Source organism: Actinophytocola sp., assembly GCF_035942955.1.
Taxonomy (GTDB): Bacteria; Actinomycetota; Actinomycetes; order Mycobacteriales; family Pseudonocardiaceae; genus DASYTH01.
Genome location: NZ_DASZCQ010000030.1, coordinates 14,461 through 37,140 on the forward strand (window position 1 = coordinate 14,461; position 22,680 = coordinate 37,140).

24 protein-coding genes are annotated in these 22,680 nt (G+C 70.5%); 13 read left to right on the top strand and 11 right to left on the bottom strand.

Features of this window, described 5'->3' with window-relative positions; all coding sequences use genetic code 11:
• Positions 1-71: 71 nt before the first annotated feature.
• Positions 72-1,463 carry a hypothetical protein gene (locus VGX25_RS02300; RefSeq protein ID WP_326915847.1) on the bottom strand — a complete coding sequence of 464 codons (1,392 nt, stop codon included), beginning with the start codon at positions 1,461-1,463 and terminating at the stop codon, positions 72-74.
• A gap of 282 nt (positions 1,464-1,745) precedes the next feature.
• Between VGX25_RS02300 and VGX25_RS02305 the strand changes: the two genes are divergently transcribed.
• The 9 genes from VGX25_RS02305 to VGX25_RS02345 all read left to right on the top strand — a co-directional run bounded on the left by VGX25_RS02305 (position 1,746) and on the right by VGX25_RS02345 (position 9,543).
• A complete protein-coding gene (locus VGX25_RS02305; RefSeq protein WP_326915848.1) occupies positions 1,746-1,907 on the top strand; it encodes a hypothetical protein in 162 nt (53 codons plus the stop codon).
• Positions 1,908-2,187: 280 nt separating this feature from the next.
• On the top strand, positions 2,188-3,453 hold the full coding sequence (locus tag VGX25_RS02310) for a sensor histidine kinase (protein WP_326915849.1): 1,266 nt from the start codon (positions 2,188-2,190) through the stop codon (positions 3,451-3,453).
• Positions 3,450-4,070, top strand: a complete 621-nt coding sequence (locus tag VGX25_RS02315; protein ID WP_326915851.1) for a response regulator transcription factor — start codon at positions 3,450-3,452, stop codon at positions 4,068-4,070. The genes VGX25_RS02310 and VGX25_RS02315 overlap by 4 nt, the downstream gene beginning before the upstream one ends.
• A gap of 26 nt (positions 4,071-4,096) precedes the next feature.
• Positions 4,097-4,963 (top strand): GNAT family N-acetyltransferase, encoded by an 867-nt coding sequence (locus VGX25_RS02320; RefSeq protein ID WP_326915853.1) that lies wholly within the window; start codon positions 4,097-4,099, stop codon positions 4,961-4,963.
• A gap of 184 nt (positions 4,964-5,147) precedes the next feature.
• The gene (locus VGX25_RS02325; RefSeq protein ID WP_326915855.1) at positions 5,148-5,546 is read left to right on the top strand and encodes a TOBE domain-containing protein; all 399 of its coding nucleotides are present in this window, start codon (positions 5,148-5,150) and stop codon (positions 5,544-5,546) included.
• The gene (gene modA / locus VGX25_RS02330; protein ID WP_326915857.1) at positions 5,547-6,344 is read left to right on the top strand and encodes a molybdate ABC transporter substrate-binding protein; all 798 of its coding nucleotides are present in this window, start codon (positions 5,547-5,549) and stop codon (positions 6,342-6,344) included.
• Positions 6,341-7,162 carry a molybdate ABC transporter permease subunit gene (gene modB, locus VGX25_RS02335; protein ID WP_326915859.1) on the top strand — a complete coding sequence of 274 codons (822 nt, stop codon included), beginning with the start codon at positions 6,341-6,343 and terminating at the stop codon, positions 7,160-7,162. The genes modA and modB overlap by 4 nt, the downstream gene beginning before the upstream one ends.
• Positions 7,159-8,211, top strand: coding sequence for an ABC transporter ATP-binding protein (locus tag VGX25_RS02340; RefSeq protein WP_326915860.1), 1,053 nt, complete (start codon positions 7,159-7,161; stop codon positions 8,209-8,211). The genes modB and VGX25_RS02340 overlap by 4 nt, the downstream gene beginning before the upstream one ends.
• A gap of 408 nt (positions 8,212-8,619) precedes the next feature.
• Positions 8,620-9,543, top strand: a complete 924-nt coding sequence (locus VGX25_RS02345) for a ParB/RepB/Spo0J family partition protein (protein ID WP_326915861.1) — start codon at positions 8,620-8,622, stop codon at positions 9,541-9,543.
• On the opposite strand, the gene VGX25_RS02350 is transcribed toward VGX25_RS02345, so the two are convergent.
• Positions 9,527-10,495: a UDP-glucuronic acid decarboxylase family protein gene (locus VGX25_RS02350; RefSeq protein WP_326915862.1), complete on the bottom strand. Its 969-nt coding sequence runs from the start codon at positions 10,493-10,495 to the stop codon at positions 9,527-9,529. The genes VGX25_RS02345 and VGX25_RS02350 overlap by 17 nt on opposite strands.
• A 107-nt stretch (positions 10,496-10,602) precedes the next feature.
• Between VGX25_RS02350 and VGX25_RS02355 the strand changes: the two genes are divergently transcribed.
• Genes VGX25_RS02355 through VGX25_RS02370 form a run of 4 tightly spaced genes read left to right on the top strand, consistent with a single transcriptional unit; the run spans position 10,603 to position 14,738 of the window.
• Positions 10,603-12,033, top strand: coding sequence for an FAD-dependent oxidoreductase (locus tag VGX25_RS02355; protein WP_326915863.1), 1,431 nt, complete (start codon positions 10,603-10,605; stop codon positions 12,031-12,033).
• Entirely contained in the window at positions 12,026-13,378 is a 1,353-nt protein-coding gene (locus tag VGX25_RS02360; protein ID WP_326915865.1) for a UDP-glucose/GDP-mannose dehydrogenase family protein, read from the top strand. The genes VGX25_RS02355 and VGX25_RS02360 overlap by 8 nt, the downstream gene beginning before the upstream one ends.
• A 13-nt stretch (positions 13,379-13,391) precedes the next feature.
• Positions 13,392-13,805, top strand: a complete 414-nt coding sequence (locus VGX25_RS02365) for a GtrA family protein (protein ID WP_326915866.1) — start codon at positions 13,392-13,394, stop codon at positions 13,803-13,805.
• 15 nt (positions 13,806-13,820) lie between these two features.
• A complete protein-coding gene (locus tag VGX25_RS02370) occupies positions 13,821-14,738 on the top strand; it encodes a glycosyltransferase (RefSeq protein ID WP_326915867.1) in 918 nt (305 codons plus the stop codon).
• On the opposite strand, the gene VGX25_RS02375 is transcribed toward VGX25_RS02370, so the two are convergent.
• The 9 genes from VGX25_RS02375 to VGX25_RS02415 form a co-directional block, all read right to left on the bottom strand.
• Positions 14,693-15,556 (bottom strand): adenosyl-fluoride synthase, encoded by an 864-nt coding sequence (locus tag VGX25_RS02375; RefSeq protein WP_326915868.1) that lies wholly within the window; start codon positions 15,554-15,556, stop codon positions 14,693-14,695. The two genes, VGX25_RS02370 and VGX25_RS02375, sit on opposite strands and share 46 nt — an antisense overlap.
• Positions 15,557-15,618: 62 nt before the next feature.
• The gene (locus VGX25_RS02380; protein ID WP_326915869.1) at positions 15,619-16,335 is read right to left on the bottom strand and encodes a nucleoside phosphorylase; all 717 of its coding nucleotides are present in this window, start codon (positions 16,333-16,335) and stop codon (positions 15,619-15,621) included.
• 25 nt (positions 16,336-16,360) lie between these two features.
• Positions 16,361-17,173, bottom strand: a complete 813-nt coding sequence (thiD, locus tag VGX25_RS02385; protein WP_326915870.1) for a bifunctional hydroxymethylpyrimidine kinase/phosphomethylpyrimidine kinase — start codon at positions 17,171-17,173, stop codon at positions 16,361-16,363.
• Positions 17,157-18,152: a thymidylate synthase gene (locus tag VGX25_RS02390; RefSeq protein ID WP_326915872.1), complete on the bottom strand. Its 996-nt coding sequence runs from the start codon at positions 18,150-18,152 to the stop codon at positions 17,157-17,159. Before VGX25_RS02390 ends, thiD begins: the two co-directional genes overlap by 17 nt.
• On the bottom strand, positions 18,133-19,110 hold the full coding sequence (locus VGX25_RS02395) for an aminoglycoside phosphotransferase family protein (protein ID WP_326915873.1): 978 nt from the start codon (positions 19,108-19,110) through the stop codon (positions 18,133-18,135). The genes VGX25_RS02390 and VGX25_RS02395 overlap by 20 nt, the downstream gene beginning before the upstream one ends.
• Positions 19,111-19,120: 10 nt before the next feature.
• Positions 19,121-20,122 (bottom strand): deaminase, encoded by a 1,002-nt coding sequence (locus tag VGX25_RS02400; protein WP_326915874.1) that lies wholly within the window; start codon positions 20,120-20,122, stop codon positions 19,121-19,123.
• Positions 20,119-21,006 carry an aminoglycoside phosphotransferase family protein gene (locus tag VGX25_RS02405; protein ID WP_326915875.1) on the bottom strand — a complete coding sequence of 296 codons (888 nt, stop codon included), beginning with the start codon at positions 21,004-21,006 and terminating at the stop codon, positions 20,119-20,121. The genes VGX25_RS02400 and VGX25_RS02405 overlap by 4 nt, the downstream gene beginning before the upstream one ends.
• A complete protein-coding gene (locus VGX25_RS02410) occupies positions 21,003-21,716 on the bottom strand; it encodes a hypothetical protein (protein WP_326915876.1) in 714 nt (237 codons plus the stop codon). Before VGX25_RS02410 ends, VGX25_RS02405 begins: the two co-directional genes overlap by 4 nt.
• Position 21,717: 1 nt before the next feature.
• A complete protein-coding gene (locus VGX25_RS02415; RefSeq protein ID WP_326915877.1) occupies positions 21,718-22,680 on the bottom strand; it encodes a cupin-like domain-containing protein in 963 nt (320 codons plus the stop codon).

Below are 22,680 nucleotides of genomic sequence, written 5' to 3' on the forward strand. Positions count from 1 at the left end.
CGCCCTGATGGCGTCCCGCACCGCTGTCAGCAGAACCCTCGTGGGGCTGCCGGCGGGCTTGTCGTCGGCACTCATTCGGAACTCCCTCCCTGTCCGGTGATGCCACAACCATGAGGCGGCGAGTAGGTCGCCATGCAGAACAGCTCGTGCTCCGGTTCTCCGCCCGCACCGTCCGCACCGTCCGCACCGGGTGCGGGAGCCGGGCCGGGCTTGGTGAACTCGGCGAACCCGACCTTCCGATCGGCGCTGGGTTCGGGTTTCCGTTCCGCCGCGTCCGCATCGGCGACCTTCTTGTCCACCGGTGCCCGCTCGAAGCCGGCTTCCCGCTTCGGCGCCGAGGCGGGCGGCGGGATGAACTCCACCGGCGTGTCACCGCCCGGCCGTTGCTTCTCCCCCGCCGGCGCCTTCGCCCGGAAGACCCGCCCGCGCCACGGGCGGGACGGCAGCTCCGTGGCGCCCTCCGAATCCACAGTGGACTCGTCGCCCACCTCAACCGGCGTCTTCTCGTTGGCCGGGCTCGGAGCCGGCGGCGGCGACTGCTGATCATCCTGCGGTTTCGGGTGATCCTGCTGCTGGTCACCCTGCTTCTGCTTGGCGTCGGCCGGTGCCGAATTCTCCTCGTGGGCTGGCGGGAGTGCCGGCACGAGCGCGGCCACCGCGTCCAGCACGGTGGGTCCGGATGCCTTGTGTCTCACCGCGGGCTTGTGCGTCCGGTGGGGTTTGGCATGGCCGTGCTTGCCGTGATCGCTCTTCGCCCCTCCGGGCTTCGGTGGGTCGCCCTGCCTGGCCGCTTCCCCGGAGCGGGTCGGGTCGGTGGGTGCCGCGTCCTGAACGTCGGGCACGAGGTCACCATCCCGGTCCGTCACCCCGGGACGGGCGTTGATGTTCCGGGGAATCGTGACCGTGCCGTCGCTCGCCGCGGGCGGCCGGATTCCGAGCAGCTTGGCGAGATCATCCGCGATCGGGTTGGCCAGCAGAGCCGCGCCCTTGTGGTTGGGCTGGAGCGGGTCGCGCTGCGGCTTGTCGGTGGCCTGCTCGTTGAAGACCGAGTCGCTGGTGTACGCCTCGTGTCCGGCGACGGCCTTGGACATGTCCACCAGGTTTGCGCACCGGCAGATCCGCACGGCCCGGCTGATCGCCTCGTTCAGGTCGAGCAGGAACTTCTGCAGGGTGGCGAGATCCCGCTGGTTGATCAGGGCCGCGGTGTGCGGGTTTCGCACGTCGATCGACACCGGATAGCTCGTGACGACGATCCGCGCGCCGGGCGCCCGCTCGGCGATCCCGGCCAGCACCTGCAGGATCCGCGCGACCAGCGTCGGCGCCCGGCCGAACTCCGATGTCGTTGCCTGGTCGAGGAATACCTGGTCGGGCGCGTTGACGTCCAGCAGGCCGCCCAACTTCGCGATCGCGGTGTCAAGATCGCCGGGCTTGGTGGTGTTGGACGGTTTGGCGACCGTGAGCACCCGGCCGAGGTCGGCGTCGTTGCCGCCGAAACCGACGATGACGATCTGGGCGTTGCGCCGGATCTGGTCGTGCTGGGCGGAATTGAGGATCGTCTCGCCGCCCTGCCCGTCCGGACCCTTCTGCGCGTAAAGAAGTCCGCGGTCACCGCGCCGGCCGCGGCCACGACGTTGGCGTCCACCCGCAGGCCGGGTTTCTCGCTCGCAACCCGCGAGAGCGCCTGCAACGCCGGGGCGAGCCGGGAGCGGTGCCGTCGATCGGCGGGGTCGAAGTAGGCGTCGGAGATGTCGGCACCGGCCATGTACGAGTCGCCGACGACGTCGACCACCAGCGTCGTGCCCGGACCCGCCTGCGGGTCGGCCGCTGCCGACGGCACCAACCCCAGTGCCGCGCCCGCGGCCACGACGCCGACCGTCATGGCGGACAGCAGCCGAGGAGGCCGGTGACATGCCGGGGCAGGAGCACGCTTTCTGGGCGAGGGAAGGTACATCGATGTTCCTCTCACTGGAATCCCCGACCTCGTGCGGCCAGCAGGCGAGCAGGGCCGCGGATCACCGGGTGATCGCCGCGCCGGGCAGGAACCCCCGGCCTGACCCGCATGATCCGGCCGACGCCGGGTTGCGGCTGACGCTTCCGCCTCGATCGTGGCGCGACCGGTCCCGGCCGGTCCATGCCGCACAGGTGCGACATGGACGCGTTGGTGGGGTTGGTGCCAAGCTGGACCGGGTGCGCACGCAGTTCGAGCAGGACCGGGAGATGCCGAGGCGTGCGGCCGACGAATCAGCCGTCCCTGAAGCCACGGCGGGCCTGCATCGGCAGGTACGCGGGATCGTGGCCGCGGTGGTGGTGCTGTCCCGGCTGGCTACTTTGGCCATGGTCGCGGTGAGCGTCGTCGGCGCCGTGCACAGTCACGCCTACACCCGGATTCCGTTGGCCGGCGCCGTGTACGCGGTGCTGGTCGGCTGGAGCGCGGTGCTGATCACCCTGGTGCTGCGCCACCCGGCGGTGCCCGCTGGGGTACTGGTCGCCGACGTCATCGTCACCGCCGGCACGATGATCGTGCTGCCGCTTGCGGTGTCCAACCCGATTTTGTCGAATGTCTCCAATTCGTACCTGGAGCCGATCACGGTCAGCGTCGCGGTGGCCGTGGCGCTGATCAGCGGTTCGGCCCGGGCCACCGCGGCCGGCTGCAGCGCGCTGGCCGTCGCCTACGTCATCGCGCAGGCGCCGCTGTCCGACGGCGGCGCGGACATCGCCTCGCTGGTCAGCACGATCGGCTGGCAGGTCGGCACCGCCACCTGCAGCCTGGTGTTCATCCAGCGACTACGGCGGGCGGCTCACCAGGTGGACGTCGCCACCGCGCAGGTGATCACGGCCCGGGAACGGCTCGCCGCCCAACGCGCGCACACCGAGGAACGCACCCGGCACTTCCGCGAGCAGGTCCGCCGCTACCGCGACCTGCACGACGGCCCCCTGCGCATCCTGACCGTGATCGCCGGTCCTGGCCCCGCCGCCCACCCCGACCCGGTGGTACGCCGGCACTGCGCGGTCAGCGTCAACATCCTGCGTGGCGCCGCGCCCGACGAAACCGGTGGCACCCTCACCGATCTGTCCCTGGCGTTGATGGAAGCCGGCGGTGAAAGCGCCGCCCTGGGGTTGCGCGTGGAGTACCACTTCGCCAACCTGCCAGACGATCTGCCCGCCGAGGTCGTCACGGCCCTGTGCCGGGCCAGCGCCGAAGCGTTGAGCAACGTCGCCGCGCACGCCGGCACCTCCCGCGCCCGGCTCACCGCCATGACCAGTGGGGACGGTGGCACGGCGGTGACCGTGGCGATCGTCGACCAGGGCAAGGGATTCGACCCGGCCACCACCGAGCTCGGCTACGGCATCCGGCACTCGATCATCGAGCGGATGACCGAGATCGGCGGAGCGGCCACAGTGGACAGTCACCCGGGCGAGGGCACCCGCATCGACCTGCGATGGCCGGCATGATCCGCGTCGCCGTCATCGACAACGACAAGCTCGTCCCGGCCGGCCTGCGCGCCCTGCTCGCCGGTACCACCGACATCACCCTCCTCCACACCGCCACCACCGTCACCGACTACCTCGCCGCGCAGGCCGCCGGCCCCGCCGCCGATGTCGTCCTGCTCGACCTGCGGTTGGAGGACGGCACCCACCCGGCCGCCAACGTCGCCGCCCTGCGCGCCACCGGCGCCGCCGTCCTGGTCATCTCGGTGCACGGCGACCGCCGCCACGTCCGCGCCACCATCCGCGCCGGCGCCTCCGGCTACCTCATCAAGGACGACGACGCCGACAAGCTCGCCGGCGCCATCGGCACCGTCCACTCCGGACACCTGGCGCTGACCACCGAGCTCATGACCCTCATCAACGACGACCCACCCGAACTGTCCCCCCAGGAGCTGCACGTCCTCTACCTCTACGGCACCGGCAGCACCCTGGCCGCCACCGCCCGCCGCCTCGGCATCGCCATCCCCACCGTCCGCTCCTACCTCGACCGAATCCGCGCCAAGTGGGCCGCGACCGACGAACCCGTCGACGACATCCGCGCCCTCATCCACGAATACCCCCACCCCGACCCACCCACCTGACCGCGCGGTGGTGTGTGATCGGGGGTATGGCGGTCGTGTTGGACACGCCGGGTGTCGGCGGGCTGAGCGAAGCCGTGGCCGTGCTGCGGGAGTGGCAGTACGACGGGGCGCCGATGCAACTGCATCCGGGGGACCTGGGCTGGTTCTGGCGGTTCGGTGCGCAGGCGACGGCCGCGGCGGTGCGGACCTGGCGCCGGGGCGGGCGGATTCTGGCCGTCGGGCTGCTGGATGAACCCGAGCTGTTGCGGCTGACGATCGCGCCGGACGCCGTGCGGGACGAGGAGCTGGCGCGGCGGCTGGTCGACGACGTGACCGAGCCGGCGCGCGGCGTACTGCCCGCGGGGAAGGTGTCCGTCGAGGCGCCACAGGGCGCGCTGGTCCAGACCCTGCTGTCGGAGGTCGGCTGGAAACCCGACGAGCCGTGGACGCCGCTGCGCCGCGACCTCACGCAGCCGGTGCCGGACCCGGGCGTGCGGATCGAGGTGATCGGGCCGCGGCAGGCGCAGGTGCGGACCGCGGTGCAGCGGGCATCGTTCGACTCCTCGACGTTCACCGACGAGCGCTGGCAGGCGATGGCGGCCGGAGTGCCCTACGCCGACGCCCGGTGCCTGGTCGCCTACGACGAGGCGGGCACCGCGGTGGCGGCGGTGACGGTGTGGTCGGCCGGTCCGGGAAGGCCCGGGTTGCTCGAGCCGATGGGCGTCCACCGCGACCATCGCGGTCACGGCCACGGCACGGCGATCACCCTCGCCGCGGCGGCCGCACTCCAGCAGCTGGGCTCGTCGAGCGCGATCGTCTGCACCCCGAGCCGCAATGCCGGCGCCGTCGCCACCTACACGTCGGCCGGCTTCCAGCAACTCCCCGAGGTCCGCGACCGATACCGGGACGCCTAGGGCCGGACGGTGGCGTGCCGTCGCGGCACAGCCGCAACAGCCGCTGACGGACGGTGCGATCGGATATCCGCGAACTCTCCTCCGAATCCGGATCTCATCCCTCGTCTACGGTTGAGGGTCACGATTGGACACGTGATCGCGGTTGGCGATTGAGATCCGTGTTTGCGTGGCTAGACTGCCTGTCATGCCGAAGCTGCGGATCAGCGAGGCGGCCGCGCTGCTCGGGGTCAGCGACGACACGCTGCGGCGATGGGTCGATCAGGGACGGCTGCCGGTGGTGCCGGGGGACCACGGGCGCAAGGCGATCGAGGGACACGAGCTGGCCGCGTTCGTCCGGCGGATGGCCGACGCACCGGAGCGGGGCACCACGGTGGCCGCCTCGGCGCGCAATCGGTTCCGGGGGATCGTCACCGGTGTGGTCAAGGATCGGGTGATGGCCCAGGTCGAGATGCAGGCCGGGCCGTTTCGGATCGTGTCGCTGATGAGCCGGGAGGCGGCCGATGAGCTCGGCCTGGAGGTGGGCAGTGTCGCGGTCGCCTCGATCAAGTCCACCAACGTCGTCGTCGAGATACCGGAGGCGTGAATGTCCCGCTCGAGCCGTTCGTCCGCGCTGGCCGCCGCGGCTGCCCTGACCCTGGTGGCCTGCGGGTCGAACGACGCCCCGGCAGCCTCGCGGACCGGCACACCGGGCGGCCCGGCGGCGGTCACCGGCGACATCACCGTGTTTGCCGCGTCGTCGCTGACCGAGACGTTCACCCGGCTGGGCAAGGACTTCGAGGCGGCCAACCCGGGCGCCAAGGTCACGTTCAACTTCGGTGGCAGCTCGGCGCTGGCCCAGCAGATCAACTCCGGAGCCCCGGCCGACGTGTTCGCCTCGGCCGCGCCGGCCAACATGAAGCAGGTCAGCGACGCCGGCGGCGTGTCCGGCAGCCCGAAGACGTTCGTGCGGAACAAGCTGCAGATCGCCGTCCCCGCGGGCAACCCCGGCAAGGTGACCGGGCTGGCCGACCTCGCCAAGCAGGACCTCAAGATCGCGCTGTGCGCCGAGCAGGTCCCGTGCGGCGCGGCGGCCAGGAAGGCGCTGCAGGCCGCCGGGGTCACCGCCGCGCCGGACACCTTGGAGCAGGACGTCAAGGCCGTGCTGACCAAGGTTTCCCTCGGCGAGGTCGACGCCGCGCTGGTGTATCGCACCGATGTCAAGGCCGCCGGCGGCAAGGTCGAGGGCATCGCGTTCCCGGAGGCCGACCAGGCGGTCAACGACTACCCGATCGCCACCTTGGCCAAGGCCCCGAACGCCGCCGGCGCCAAGGCGTTCGTCGACTTCGTGCTGTCCGACAAGGGACGTGCGGTGCTCGGCGCGGCCGGCTTCGACGGTCCGTGACCCGGGCCGCGACCCGGCGCCGCACGACGCGGGCACGCGGCCGGCCGCCGGTGGTCCTGGTGTTGCCCGCGGTGCTCGGGTTGGCGTTCCTGGTGGTGCCGCTGGCCGGGCTGCTGGTCCGCGCCCCATGGACCACGCTGCTCGGTCAGCTGTTCAGCGAGGAGGTCGGGCAGGCGCTGACGTTGTCGTTGGTGTGCGCCAGCCTGGCCACGGTGATCTGCCTGGTGCTCGGTGTTCCGCTGGCCTGGCAGCTGGCCCGCGGCGACCTGCCCGGCCGCGGGGTGCTGCGCGCGCTGGTGACCGTGCCGCTGGTGTTGCCGCCGGTGGTCGGCGGCGTCGCCCTGCTGCTGGTGCTGGGCCGGCGCGGCCTGGTCGGGCAGTACCTCGACGCCTGGTTCGGCATCTCGCTGCCGTTCACCACCGCGGGTGTGGTGGTGGCGGAAGCCTTCGTGGCGATGCCGTTTCTGGTGATCGCGGTGGAGGGGGCGTTGCGCGGGGCCGATCCGCGGTTCGAAGAGGCCGCCGCGACGCTGGGGGCGTCGCGGTGGTTGATCTTCCGGCGGGTGACGTTGCCGGCCATCGCGCCGGGGGTGGTGGCCGGCACGGTGCTGTGCTGGGCCCGCGCGCTCGGCGAGTTCGGCGCGACGATCACCTTCGCCGGCAACTTCCCGGGCAGGACGACCACGATGCCGCTGGCGGTCTACCTGGCGCTGGAAACCGATCCGGGAGCGGCGATCGTGCTGTCCATCGTCCTGCTGATCCTGTCCATCGTGGTGCTCGTGAGCCTGCGGGACCGGTGGATCGGCGGCGCGGCATGACCCTCAAGGCCGAGCTGATGATCGCCCGGGACTCCGGGTTCCGGGTGGAGTTGGACCTGTCGGTCTCGCCCGGCGAGGTGGTCGCGCTGCTCGGCCCGAACGGCGCCGGCAAGACCACGGCGCTGCGTGCGCTGGCCGGGCTGCTTCCGTTGTCCGGTGGGCACATTCGGCTCGACGAGCTGGTCTGGGACGAACCGCCGGGCGTGTTCGTGCCGGCTCAGGCCCGCAGCGCCGGCGTGATGTTCCAGGACTACCTGCTGTTCCAACACATGTCCGCCTTGGAGAATGTCGCATTTGGACTGCGGGCCCGCGGCGTCGACCGAAAGGCCGCCCGGGCCGCAGCGCGGCAGTGGCTGGACAAGGTCGGCCTCGCCGAGCACACCCAGACCCGACCCGGGGCGCTGTCCGGCGGCCAGGCCCAACGCGTCGCGCTGGCCAGGGCGCTGGCCACCGATCCCGACGCGCTGCTGCTCGACGAGCCGCTGGCCGCCCTTGACGCCAGCACCCGCGTGCAGATCCGCTCCGAGCTCGGCCGCCACCTCGACGACTACCCCGGCCACACCGTGCTGGTCACCCACGACCCGCTCGACGCCATGGTCCTCGCCGACCAACTCGTGATCATCGAGCACGGCACGATCGTCCAAAAAGGACCACCGGCCGCGGTGGCCCGGCAGCCACGCACCGACTACGTCGCCCAGCTCGTCGGCCTCAACCTCTACCGCGGCACCGCCACCGGCACCGCGGTCGCCCTGCGCGACGGTGGCGGGCTCACCATCGCCGAACCCGCCACCGGCCCGGTCTACCTGGCCTTCCCGCCGACCGCGGTCAGCCTGCACCCCGAGCAACCCGCCGGCAGCCCGCGCAACAGCTGGCCGGTCACCGTCGCCCACGTCGAGCAGCACGCCCACACCGTCCGGGTCCGCCTCGACGGCACCCCACCCGTCCTCGCCGACGTCACCCCCGCCGTGATCGCCGAACTGCACCTGGTCCCCGGCACCCCGCTGTGGGCAACCGTCAAGGCCACCGAGATCACCACCTACCCCACCTGACCGGAAAGCCCCCATGCCGCGCCTGGTTGTTGACGCTGTAGTGGGGTACAGGGTTGATGATGGGGCATGCGGACCAAACCTGCCGCTCGAGGTTGGGTCGGGGGCTGGCCGATGAATGGTCAATTATGCGCCGGAGCTGCCGGCGGCGCCGATGGTTTACGCGATAGGCTGCGTCGGCTAGGCAGGAAAGTGCGCCCTTGAATCCGGTTTGTCGGCGATCCGGGGTCGCGTACGTCTGGGGAGAGCAACCATGCCAGAAGTCCGATTATGCGGTTCGGACGGCCTTCATTAGTCCTGGATCACACCGTACCGGTCGCGACAGCAGGGGGACTGAAGAGCATGGTTCATGAGGTACGAACACGGGAAACAGTGCCCGTCGATCGGCTGCTGCCCGCCGATTCTCCCCGTTTGGCCGGGCAGGACACCACCCATGTCGGGTTGCTCGCGCAAATAGCGATCGGGCTGCCGCCCATTCTTGTGCACCGCGAGACCATGCGCGTCATCGACGGGATGCACCGGCTGGAGGCCGCGATCCTGCGCGGCGCCCGCGATATCGAGGTGCAGTATTTCGAGGGGAGCGAGCACGACGCGTTCCTGCTGGCGGTCCGGGCGAACACCACGCACGGGTTGCCGCTGTCGCTCGCCGATCGGGAGGCGGCCGCGATCCGTATCGCCACCGTCCATCCCGAGTGGGCCGACCGGGTCATCGCCGAGATCGTCGGTCTGGCCGCGACCACGATCGGCGCCCTCCGCCGGCGCCATCCGCAGCAGCTGGCGCTGTCGACCATCCGGGTGGGCAAGGACGGCAAGGTCCGGCCGCTCAACGGCGCCGAGGGGCGGCGGCGGGCCAGCGAGGTGATCGCCGAACGTCCCGACGCCTCGCTCCGTGAGGTGGCCAGGGCGGCCGGGATCTCGGTGGGCACCGCCCGGGACGTCCGCGAGCGGATGCGCCGCGGGCAGAGCCCGATCCCGGACAGCGTGGCGCCGCGCCAGGCGGATGGCCAGGCGCCGCGACCGCAACCCACCGAAGGCCCGGCCGACCCGCGGAACCGGCAACTCGCGCCCGCGGACCGGCTGTCCGCCCTGCGAACCCTGCAGCGGGACCCGTCGCTGCGGTTCACCGAGGCGGGCCGCTCCTTGCTGCGCCGCCTCGATCTGCACACGCTCAGCCCGGACGCCTGCGAGAGCTTCCTCGACGCGATCCCCCCGCACTGCGCGCACGTGGTGGCGGATCTGGCCGGCGCATGCGGGGAGGCGTGGCTGCAGTTCGCCGCGAAAGTGAAGGATCGCGTGCGAACCGGGAACGTGCAACCCGTCAGCTCGAACGGTTGAACAACCGCTCGGCGAACCACGAAATGGTGCGCTCTAGGCCCTGGGTCAGGCTCGTCTCCGGTTTCCAGCCCAGCAGTGAATGGGCCAGGGAAATGTCCGGCCGGCGCACGTTCGGATCGTCGACGGGCCGGTCGACGAACTCGATGCCGGACGACGACCCGGTCAGGTCGCGAATTCTGCTGGCCAGGTCGAGAATGGACAGCTCGTCCGGGCTGCCGATGTTCACCGGTCCCGGATGCGGGCTCTCGGCAAGGGCGAGAATGCCGGCCACCGTGTCGTCGACGTAGCAGAGGGACCGGGTATGCCGGCCGTCGCCGGTCACCGTGATCGGTTCGCCGCGCAGGGCCTGGCGGATGAACGTGGGAACCGCCCGGCCGTCGTCGGTCCGCATCCACGGGCCGTACGTGTTGAAGATCCGGACGATGGCCGTGTCCACGCCGTAGGTTTTCCGGTTGGCGACGGTGAGCGCCTCGGCGAAGCGCTTGGCCTCGTCGTAGACGCTCCGCGGACCGACGGGATTCACGTTTCCCCAGTAGGTCTCCCGTTGCGGATGCTCGAGCGGATCTCCGTACACCTCGGACGTGGACGCCAGAACGAACCTGGCGGCCTTCTCCCGGGCGAGGGTCAGCGCGTTCACCGTGCCCTGGCTTCCGACCAGCAGAGTGTCGATGGGGTGTCGCAGGTAATCCGGTGGAGACGCCGGTGAGGCGAAGTGGAGGACCAGGTCGACCGGTCCTTCGATATCGATGGAAGCGACGACATCCTGGTCGACCAATTGAAAGCCCGAGTGCTCCGCGAGCCGTCGCACGTTGGCCGTCGAGCCGGTCACCAGATTGTCCACACAGACCACGTCGACCCCGCCGGCCAGCAGGCGCGCACACAGATGTGAGCCGAGGAACCCGGCGCCACCGGTCACCACGGCACGGCGAAACGAGCGCGACGGAATTGCCATACGTCAATCATGCGGCGCCGTTCGACTCGCACGCAAGGTGGCCGGTGTTGTCGACATCCGGACCCGCAAGTTAACCTGCATCATCGATCTCGGGGTGGGGACAAGATATGACGGAAGTTGCGGTTATCGGCGCGGGTCCGGCCGGGATGACGGCGTCGTACGTACTGGCAAAGAATGGCGTCCCGGTACACCTCTACGAGGCGTCGGCGCAGGTCGGCGGCATGGCCCGGTCGATTGAGCTGTGGGGCCAGATCGTCGATATCGGGCCGCACCGGTTCTTCACCGGCGACGCCAGAGTGAACGCGTTGTGGCTCGAGCTCGCCGGCAAAGACTACGAGATGGTGGACCGGCTGACCCGGATATTCTTCCGAAACAAGTTCTACCGATACCCGATCCAGGTCGGGAACGTCCTCCGGAACCTCGGGGTCGCCGAGTCGGCGCTGTGCGTCGCCAGCTACGTCTGGTGGCGGCTGAAGCCCGGCGGTCGCGACTTGGGCGACACCTTCGAGTCCTGGGTGACGGCCCGTTTCGGGAAGCGGCTGTACGGGCATTTCTTCAAGACGTACACCGAAAAGCTGTGGGGCATACCCGGATCGGAGCTGTCGTCGGAGTTCGCGGCCCAGCGGATCGGCGGCCTTTCGCTGTGGGAAGCGGTCAAGCACGCCGTCCTGCCAGGGACCCGGCACGACCACAAGACCCTGGTCGACCAGTTCGCCTACCCCAGTCACGGCAGCGGGCAGATCTACGAGCGGATGCGCGACCACGTCGAGGCGCAGGGCGGCACCGTGCACCTGCGGACTCCGGTCCATTCCCTCGTCACGTCCGGCACGACGGTGACCGGAGTCAGGCTCGCCTCCGGCGAGGTCTGTGAATACGACGAGGTCATCTCCTCGATGCCGCTGACGCTGCTCGTCGACCGCTTCGCCGACGTGCCACCTGAGGTGGCCGCCGCCGGCCGGTCGCTGGAGTTCCGCAACACGCTGCTGGTCTACCTCCTGGTCGACGCGGACCGGATATTCCCGGACAACTGGATCTACGTGCACAGCACCGAGCTGCGGACCGGGCGGATCACCAACTTCCGCAACTGGGTGCCGACCATCAACCGGGGCCGCAAGGAAACCATCCTGGCGATGGAGTACTGGAGTTTCGACGGCGACGACTGCTGGCACTGGGCCGACGAGCGCCATATCGAGCTGGCCAAGTTGGAGATCGTGAAGACCGGGCTGGTCGAGGCGGCGCAGATCAAGGACGGTGCGGTCGTCCGCGTCCCCCGCTGCTACCCGGTCTACCGTCGCGATTACCGGCAGGACCTGGCCATCGTCGAGGATTTCCTGCGGGGCTACGACAATCTTCAGGTCATCGGCCGCTATGGCGCCTTCAAGTACAACAACCAGGACCACAGCATTCTCATGGGCATCCTGGCGGCCAACAACATCATCGACGGCGCCCCCAAGCAGGATCTCTGGAACATCAACAGCGACTACGACTACCAGGAGTCCTCGCTGATCACCCAGACGGGGCTGGTGAAGAATGCTTGACGCCGCCGGCGATCGCGCCATCCTGACCGTCATCGGCACCGGCTACCTCGGCACGACCCACGCGGTGTGCATGGCCGAGCTGGGCTTCCGGGTGCTCGGCGTCGACATCGACGCCGAGAAGATCGCCCGGCTGTCCGCCGGCCAGCTGTGGATGTACGAGCCGGACCTGGAGCAGCGATTACGCCGCAATGTGGCCAACGGCCGGCTGGAGTTCACCACCAGCTACGACGCGGCCGCCGAGCTCGGCGACGTTCATTTCCTGTGCGTCGGCACGCCGCAGCAGGCCGGCGGTCATGCGGCCGACCTCAGTGCGGTCGACGGCGCCATCGAGGCCCTCGCGCCGCGCCTGCGGCGAAGTTGCCTCGTCGTCGGGAAGTCGACGGTTCCGGTGGGCACGGCGGACCGGTTGGCGCGCCGGGTGGCCGCGCTGGCGCCCGTGGGCGAGGACGCGGAGCTGGCCTGGAATCCCGAGTTCCTCCGGGAGGGATTCGCCGTCGAGGACACGCTGTGCCCCGACCGGCTGGTGGCCGGCGTGCGCTCCGAACGGGCGGAGAAGACGCTGCGCGAGATCTACGCTCCGCTGATCGCCGACGGGGTGCCGTTCCTCGTGACGGACTACCAGACCGCGGAGCTGGTGAAGATCGCGGCGAACTCGTTTCTGGCCACCAAGATCTCGTTCATCAACGCGATGTCCGAGGTCTGCGAGGCGGCGAACGCCGACGTCGAGCTGCTCGCCGCGGCGCTGGCCCTTGATGGCCGGATCGGCGCCGCCTACCTGGGTCCGGGCATCGGGTTCGGCGGGAGCTGCCTGCCCAAGGACATTCGGGCGTTCCTGGCGAGGGCCGAGGAGCTCGGCGTCGGTCGTGCGGTGACGTTCCTGCGTGAGGTCGATGCGATCAACACCCGGCAACGCGCGCGCCTGGTGGCCGTGGCCAGGACCGTCCTCGGCGGGTCGTTGCGGGGCCGGGCGGTCGGCGTGCTCGGCGCGGCGTTCAAGCCGAACTCCGACGACGTGCGGGACTCACCGGCGCTGGCCGTGGCCGCGGCGATCCACGCGCAGGGCGGCCGGGTCACGGTCTACGACCCGATCGCGCTCGACAACGCCCGCGCGGCGCACCCCGAGCTCGGCTACCGCGACACGGTCGACGACGCGGCGCGCGGCGCGGATGCCCTGCTGCTGCTGACCGAGTGGCCCCAGTTCGGGGCCCTGGACCCGGAACCGCTCGGCGAGGTGGTTGCCCGGCGCAACGTGATCGACGGCCGCAACGCGTTGGATCCGGAGCGCTGGCGGGCCGCCGGCTGGCGGTATTCGGCGCTCGGCCGGACGTGCACCGACGCCCGGTAGCCGGGGAGTTCGCATGGCGGGCTTTCTGGACACGCTGTTTCGCCGGCGCACCAACAGTTTCGGCGTTCAGCTGGTCCGCTACCTGTACGTTGGCGGGATCGCGGCGATCGTGGACACCGGCCTGGTCTACCTGCTCGCCTACCGGCTCGACGTCCACTACCTGCCGGCCGTCGGGATCGCCTTCGTCGTCGGCAGCGCCGTCAACTACGCGGGCTGCGTCCGGTGGATCTTCGAGCTCAACCGCGGCCACCACCGGGTGATTCCCGAGTTCCTCGCCGTCAGCGGGGTCGGGTTGCTGACCCACGAGGGAGTCGTCTGGCTGCTCTACGCACGCGTCGGCGTCGGGCTCATGGCCGCGAAGGTGGTGGCCGTCGCCGTCGCCATGATGTGGAACTTCATCCTGCGCAGGGTCGTCGTCTTCAGGTGACTCGAGGGAGCGGACATGTCTACCGCACGCGGTTCGGTCGCGCTGAGCTTCGTGATCCCGATGTACAACGAGGAAGCCATCGTCCGCACGGCGATCGCCAGGGTGACCGAGGTCGGGATCGGCATGGGACGGCCGTTCGAGGTGCTCGCGGTCGACGACGGCAGCGTCGACGCCACACCGGAGATCCTGGCGGACCTGCGGGCGGCGCGGCCGAACCTGCGCTGCGTGCGGCTGCACCCCAACCGCGGCAAGCCCGCCGCGTGCAAGGCGGGGCTGCGGCATGCCCGCGGCGAGTTGATCGTCGTGCTGGACGCCGATCTGCAGACGCCACCCGAGGTGGTGCCCCGCATCGTGGCCGAGCTCGAGCGGTGCGGACCCGAGGTGGCCGCCGTGTTCGGGGTCACGTCGACCGCCGAGCGCGACGACCCGCTGCGACTTCTCGTCGGCCAGGCGGTGTTCTACTTTCTGCAGTCCCGGCTCAGCCGCCGGCCCATCCCGCGTGGGGCGGGCTCGTTCTTCGTGACCCGCCGGGATGTGGCCGGACGGCTGGGCGGTCTGGCCTTCACCAAGGGCAACGTCGGCGCCGTGATGGCCGCGCTCGGTCTGCGGATGAGCGCGGTGCCCTACGTCAAGCGCAGGAGCTACCGCGACGTCTCGCGGTTGGGGCTGCGCGGTCATGTCGAGGAGGCGCTCGGATCGTTGGCGCTCACCGGGGTGCTGAGCCGGCTGGGCGTAACCGGCGCGCTGCTCGGCACGATCCTGGCCCGGGTGCTCGCCGTGCGATCACGCCCCGCGGCAACCGTGGCGCTCGGCCTGGCCGCCGTCGCGGCGGCGGCGGTCGGCGTGGCCGAGGACTTCGCCGACCGTTCGCTTGCGACGGTCGCCGACTACCGGCGCTCCACCGTGACCGAGATCCCTTCTCGGAGGTTGTAGGGATAGGCGAGGCTGGCGGCGTTGCGGGCAAGGGACAGGTAGCCGCGGCTGTTCAGGTAGGCGACCGGATTGCCGATCGCGCCGGCCTCGGCGAAGGTCTGGCTCAGCGACAGCTCGAACGGCAGCACGCCGTCCAGCACGATCCTCAGCTTGGTGCCGTACTGGATACCCGCGTGCTCGACGTCCGTGCGGTGGATGTTGGTCCACACGTTCCCGAAGGGATGGTCGATGGCCGTCACGACGCCCTCGAGGAGCCCACGCTCGGTCAGCACCGGGCGGGGACGTTCGAACCGGACGATCTCGGAGTCCGCGAGTCGCCGGCCGACCTTGTCGAGCGGGTAGCCGGCGGCGAGGTGGGCCGACGGGATTGCCACCATCTCCCGGCTGTAGAAGGTCGGCTCCGGGTCCTCCGGGATCACGTCGGTGGAGCTGACCTCGTAGGCCTCGACGTAGCCGTGCTCCTCGATCACGGCGGTGAGCAGGCCGTTGTTGGGAGCGATGTAGATGTACGACTCGTCCTTGCGTTCGAAGCCCTTCCCCGAACCGGCCCACTGCCCGCGGGCGCCACCCTTGGCGGCATGCTTGATCCGCAACGCGACCGACCGGGTCGCGGTGCCCGTGGCCGGATAGGTCGTCGTCGCGAATACCGTCCCCTCGGGGAAGAACCGCGGCAGGTCGACGATGTACCGGGCCCCTTCCCGCACGTTGAACGGCTCCATCGTGTGGCACACGTCGACGATGGTGACGTCGGGACAGATGCTGAGCATCAGACCCTTGCACTGGGCGACCGAATCGTCCGTGGTGCCCAGGTCGCTCATGAACGCGATGATAGGCCGGTGAGAATTGGTCGACACCTGTTTCTCCACTTCGTTCGATTGTTTCATCCGAGCGAGCGCACCGCGTGCAGGGCGACCCGGGCGGCGCCCTGCAGGGCGCCCAGCATGCGATCGGGAGTACGCACGTCGTCGACGGGAACGAATACCGCGCCGGCCCGGATCCGGCGGACGGACGCGACCGCGAACAACGTGGCGGCCTCCATTTCCGTGGCCAGCACACCGGCGGCGCGGTACGCCGCCCACCGGCTCTGCCACGTGTCGGCAAGGGGAAATCCCTCCGGCTTCTCCGCGTAGTAGGCGTCCTTGCAGTGGGTCATTCCCACGTGCGCCGGAATGCCTTCCTCCTCGGCCGCGGCGATGAGCGCGGCAAGCACCGAGAAGTCCGGAACGGCCGGGAACTCCGCGGGGAGATACTGGTGGCTGGTTCCCTCGTCCCGTATGCAGCCGGTCGAGATCACCAGGTCGCCGGAGCGCACCGCGGGCTGCATCGAACCGCAGGTGCCCACCCGGACGATCCGGGATATTCCGCACCGGCTCAGCTCCTCGACCACGATCGCCGCGGACGGACCGCCTATTCCGTGGGAACACATCAGCACGGGCACATCGTTTTCGACGACCTCGGCGCACACATACCCACGAGGCAACCGCCACATGTTCGTCACCGAGCCGGCCGCTTTCACCAGGTATTCCACGCGCTCCGGATCACCGGTGATCACGGCGGCCTCAGCGGCCGAATCCAAGCCGGTAAAAATAAATGACATGAGCAACTCCCTATGGCCAGCCAAATTACCACGCGGCGCCGGAAGGTACCACCCACTCCGCCAGACCGATCACGTCCACGGGATGCGTTCCGTGCCCAATGGACACCAACCCTTTCCGCACGGCTCTGGCCGCTTTCTCCGTCGCCAGCTCGATGCTGGTGCGCAGCGGAATTCCCCGGGCGCGAAATCCCGCGATCAGCGCGGAGTGGGCACACCCCGCGCCGTGCTCGGCGCCGGAGTCGTGCCGGGGGCGGGGTATCGGCACGGAGGTGGCCGCGTCGGCGAACCAGTCATGGTCACCGGCGCCCCCGCAGGTCACCACCACCGCCCGGGCGCCGAGCTCGACAAGGCGCTCCGCGGTCGCCCGCGGTGAGCCGGCGTCCGCGCCGCACAGCAGCCGGGCCTCGGCGAGGTTGGGCGTGACGACCTCGGCCACCGGGAACAGGCGCTCGACCACGGCGGGGACGACCCCGGGATCGGCGAGCGCGGCGCCGGCGGCGGTCACCATCACCGGGTCCACGACGATCGGCACGTCGACCCGCGACAGGCGGTCGGCGATGGCGACGACATGCGCCGCGCTCCAGCTCGTGCCGACCTTGACCGCGTCGACGGGCAGATCGGACAGCACGGCCTCCAACTGCTCGAGCACGAAGCCCACCGGCACGGTCAGCCGGTTCGCCACGCCGGTCGTGTTCTGCGCGGTGACCCCGACGACGACGGTGGCCGCGAAACAGCCGACCGAGGCGAACGCCTTGATGTCACCCTGGATGCCCGCCCCGCCACCGGAGTCCGAGGACCCGACGGTCAGCCCGACCGGCGGCTCACGCCGGCGTCGCATACCTGCGCCGCCAACGGTTCTCGACCAGGCTCGCGTACAGCGGCCACAGGTAGCCGAGGAGCTCGCGATCGGTGCCGTCGCACAACCGCCACTGCGCGTGGAGGGAGAGCAGCGCGACGACCTGCGCCCAGTACGGGGCCAGCCCGAGCCCCTCGACGTCGTCCCGTTTCAGCGTAAGGCGTCCGGTCCGCATCTCCCGCTCGAGCGCGAGGATCTCGTAGATCGCCGGCCAGTTGTCACCGGCCGGCATCGCGGGGAACGGATCGTCGTTGACCGGACGAGGATGGCGCGCCAGCACCCGGTCGGCGCTGGCCAGGTCCGATTCGTAGAGATGGTAGGAACCGGCGACGTGGAAGTAGGAGCCGAGCCCGAGGCCGAGCTGGTGGGCGAGCAGCTCCTGCAGGAAGGTGAACGAGAAGACGTCGCTTGCCGTCCCGCGGTAGGCGTCGTTGGCTCGCATGAACGCCAGGGCGTGCAGCCGTCCGTCCCTGATGAGGTACTGCAAGCCCAACGTGCAGGCCACGTCGATGTTGTCCCGGATCAGCAGCTCCTCCGGCGCGAAGATCTGGATCACGGCCCGCTTGGAGTCCGGATCCTCCCGCAGCGTCCTGATCACGTTCTCCCACTGGTCGAACCCGGCGCCGCCGAAGTTGAAGATGCGTTCCCCGTACGCCGTCCCGCGCAGTGTCCTGGAGTCGACCGAGTACTTCTCCATCGACGGCGCGTAGAAGCGCACCAGGTCCAGCGCGTTGCTTCCGGACAGGTACCACAGCGCCTCGGCGAAGTTGAAGATGATGTTGCTCTTCCGCTCCCGGGCCCGGATCACGCGCTCGCGCGGGTTCCGCAGGCGGTAGGACACGCCGAGGATCTCCCGGCTCGGATAGCCGCGGGGCGAGTTCACGAACTCCCGGTCGTGCCGGACCCGGGCGAGCTGGGCCAGGTAGGCCTCCTCGAACGTGTCATACGTGGCGGTAGTCACCGTTGTCGCCACCCCCGTCCGCACACCGGCCGGCGAGCCAGCGCCGCAGCCGTTCCCGGTACACCGGCACCAGATCGGGCTGCCACCGCTGGAAGTACGCCAGCTGCCAGAGCTCGTACATCCCGACCCCGACCCGCCAGCGCGGTGCGTCGACGGACGCGTCCGGGAAGTGCTGCGAGTACGCCTCCATGAACGGCCGCTCGGACCCGGGCCACCACTCGAACAGCAGCTCGTTCAGCTTGCCGAACTCGGCGAAGCGATCGAAGAAGTGCGCGTGCTCGAAATCGAGCAACGCACCCGCGCGACCGCGGTCGACGAGCACGTTGTCCAGGTACAGGTCGCCGTGCACGAGCGAGGCGGGCTCGGCGCCCACCAGGTCGGCCAGCGCGGTGTCGAAGGCCGACTCGATCTGCGCCCGGCTCGCCGGCAGGGCCTGTTCGCCGAGCCCGGCCAGCGCGGTTCCGACCCGCGTACGCACGGTGCCCGCCCACGTCTCATCGCCGTGCGGATCGGTGACGGCGCCGAACCGCGTGCGCCGCAGGCGATGCAGGCGCCCGACCCAGTCGCCGAGGGTGGCCGCCAGCTCCCCCAGCTCGACCTCGCCCCGGCGCAGCGCATCGGAGGCCTTGCCGCCAGGACGGAACTCCTGAACGACGACGGGAAGCCCGAGCAGGGTCCGCGGCGCGAACGCCCGGAACCGCACGGTGGGTATGCCCGCCTCGGCGGCCATCCGGGTGGCGACCACCGAGGCGCGCACGACCTCGGCGTCGTCGGTGCGGCCGGGAATGCGCACCAGCAGCCGACCCTCGTCGGTCTCGGCGAGCCACAGGCGGTTGCTGTAGCTGCGCGGACCCGGCGCGACGGAGTAGACCCGCGTCGTTTCACACACTTCGGCCAGCACGGCCCGAACGTCGTCCAGGGTCGGCGCCGAGCGCGTCACCTCAGTGGAATCTTTCACCGTGTCTCACTCATATCCTCGCGACGGAGAACTCCCGCATCTGGGCGCCGAAGAGCGCCTGGTACGCCCCCGGACCGACACCGGTGAACGGCGTCAGCCGCAGCCGGCCCGGCGCGTCGGCGCGGACGTCGACGGAGTCGGCGTGGAACGGCGGGGCCGAGTCGAGCCGTGGTCCGAAGTAGACGATCTGGCGCAGGCCGGCGCACACGAGATGCCGCAAGCACTGCCGGCACGACGAGGCCGTGACGTACATCGTGGACCCGCCGATGTCCAGCCGGTTGCGCGCGGCGGTGAGCAGGGCCGCCATCTCGGCGTGCACGACCCGGCCAAGTGACTCGAAGGTCTGCGCCGCCGCGCCGCCGTGGCCGACGCCGTGCGAACCCTGCTGCTTGTCGAAGGCCGCCAGCAGGTCGGCGGCCACCGTCGCGGCCGGCCCCGGCAGGCTGACTCCGCCCGCGGCCAGCAGATCCAGCAGCGTCTCGACGGTGGCGAGGCGGACCGCCGTCGCCGGATCGCCGGCGAGCCGGATGTCGCGGGCATCGCCCGGATCCCCTTCCCAGTACTGACCGCCGCCGTACGCCGGAACCTCGGCGGTGCCGAGCGCGACCACGTCCCCGCGGTCGTCGGTGAGGGCGGCGCCGACGCCACCCCGCCATGCCGCCGACCGCAACGCGGCGCCGTAGGCCGCGTGCATGCCGTACTCCGCCCGGGACGGAGTCACCCGCCGCGCGTTGGTCACCAGGTCCACCAACCGGCGCACGCTCCCGGCGGTGTCGCCGGTCTCGTCGACGACGTACAGCCGGTCGTGTGCCGCGCGCGCGGTCAGCAGCGCCGATGTCGTCGGGACGGCGAGGATGGCCTCCTCGCCGGGCGGTGCGGCGAGGCTCCCGGCGCCGACCTGCCGCACCAGCGGCGGCCGCGGCCAGGATCCCGCCCCGATCAACGCCGTGAGGGCGCCGGCCACGGTGTCGCTGTCGGTCGCGATGACCGGACGTCGCAGGCTGTTCGTCACGGCCGGCCGCCGCTCTCCCGGCCCGCCAGCACCTGTGTTTCCAGCACCCGGCGGGCGACCGCGGTGTTGCGCCGCTGCTCGAAGGAGTTCTCGAAATACCACCTCGACACGAACATGTTGCGCCACAACGAGTATGTCGGGCCGAGAATGCCGATCCGGTCCCGAAGCGATCGGTCGGCGCCGTAACCGTCGAGCACCTCGGCGCGCCGGTGCGGATCCAGGTGGGTGAGCACGACGAGGTCGAGGGCCGGGTCACCCCAGCCGGCGTCGCCGAAGTCGACGAGGACCACCGCGTTCCCGTGCACGAGCACGTGCCGCGCCTGCAGATCCCCGTGGAGCAGAACCATGTTCACCGGTCCGGCGGCGGCAAGGGCACGCACGGCGTGCTGGATCGTCGCGTTCGCCTCGGCGCGGTTGAGCAGGCCGCGCTCGACCGCGTGGCCGGCCTCGACCTCCACCCGGTGCGCCATGTGCTCGGCCCAGTCCTGCCCGCCGTCGCAGAACATGGGCAGCCGCGCGGGAATTCTCGCCGAGTGCAGCCGGCGGGTGGCCGCGCCGGCCGCCCGCCACAGCCGGCCGCCGTCGGCCAGCGATCGCCGGGTCGGCACCTCGGCCAGCACCAGAACCCAGTACTCACCCCGGCCACTCCACAGAACCCGCGGCACCGGCGCTCCGGCCTCCCACGCCGCCCGCAGTCCGGCGACCTCCCGCGCGTGCCGGGCCGGGTCCTGGTCGATCTTGATGACCGCCCGGCGACCGCCCGGCAGCGTCGCCCGGCAGACCGCCCGCCGGTCCCACTGGACATGGGGCGGCTCGAGCTCGACCGGCCCGCCGAACCGGGGCGCAAGGCAGCGCTGAACGTCGGCGTGGTACCGGACGGTCACGGCGTCAGCACCTGCGGAGCGAAGTCGGGGTGGGCCACCGGCCGCCAGGCCGGACCCGGTTCGAGGGCGTCGTCGAACACCGCGACCTGGTGCTGGGTGCTCCGCACGAACAGCCGGATCAGCTGCGGCCGCGTCGAGGGCTCCCGGCCGACCGCGAACTCCATCATCTCCACGTGCGCCTCGAACATGTTGTACATCTGCTTGTCCGCGTAGATCCGCGCCCACTGCCGGTACGCCTCCGGGCCCTTGATGTCGACCGACTCGAACCGCCGGCCCACCACCTTCGTGAAAAACGTGCAGGGCAACAGCGCGGCCGCGATCTCGGCGGTCGTGCCTTCCAGCGCCGTCCGAAGTAGATGGTTGGCGTAGGCCTCGCGCCGTGGGGACAGGGCCCACCGGTCGAACCGCGGGTTGCGGATCCCCAGCTGCTCGATGATCTGCCGTTTGGTGTCCAGCTCCTTGGCCACGAACACGTCGGACAGCAGCCGGGTGGCCGCCCTGGCCCACGGCGACCCGACCGGAGCCTTGGCCACACCGAGCGCGACCGTCTGGTGCAGGTACGGGATGAACGGCCCGTCCTCGACCTGGAACCTGACGAACCGCTCGACCGGCAGCGTTCCCCGTTCCAGCGCGTCGAACCACGGATGGTGCTCGTAGCGGGTCCATGCCGGACCGGCGGCGGCGACGCACTCGTCGATCAGCGCCGTCATGTCACTGCGCCACCGCGGCGAGCAGTGTCGCCGGCGCGATGTCGAGCTTGCGGACCTCGAGCAACGCCTCGACGAACTCCCGCTCCCTGGCCGCGAAATGCGCCCGGTTCGTCCGCAGGAACTCCACGATGGTGTCGGTGTCGTAGACGGGCTGGTTGGTCAGGTCCCGCAGGCACGAACGCTGGCTGAACTGGAAGAGCGAGACGTCCGGCGACTGGGTCGTGTTGAAGCGGATCGGCATCGATATGTTGCCGTCGTCGATGGTCACCACCTGGTGCATCCAGAACGGTGGCACGTACAGCACCTCACCGGGCGACAGGATGCCCTGGTAGCACTGCTCGAGGCCGGCCAGCTCCGGCGCGTCCTCGGCAAGGACCTCGGCGTGCGCGAGATCGTACTTCGCCGCCGGCCGCCAGTTCCGCTGCAACTGCACGGCGTCGAAGGGATGCACCATCGTGTACCGCTTGCGACCGGATATCTGGAACAGCAGCCCGTGCCACTGGTCGTTGTGGAACGGCGTGGCGTTGCCGGCCTGACCCATCCAGATTCCGCTCCACTGTGGATTGAACTCGTGACCGATGTCGGGGATCTCGAAGTCGGCCGACAGCTCCTCGTACACCGGCATGCCCGGCTCGACTCGCAGGTAGTAGGCCAGGTCGGGGTCGCGCCGCTCGATTCCGAAGATATGGCGGACGATCTCGGCGAACGAGGCCGTGACCGACTTGTTGACCTGTTGCAGGACGGTCCCCTGCATCGACTCGTCGGTGACGAACGCCGTCACCCGCTCGGCGCCGCAGCGTTCGACCAGGTGCTCCGCGGTCCACCTGCCGACCGCCGCCCACTCGCTCGCCACGCCCTCGATGACCAGCGGCAGCCCACCGTATCCGCACCATCCCGGGGTGTGCCCGGCGCCGTCGGCGGACGGAAGTCCGTGCAGTCGGGGCGCCTCGCGAAGTGCCACCAT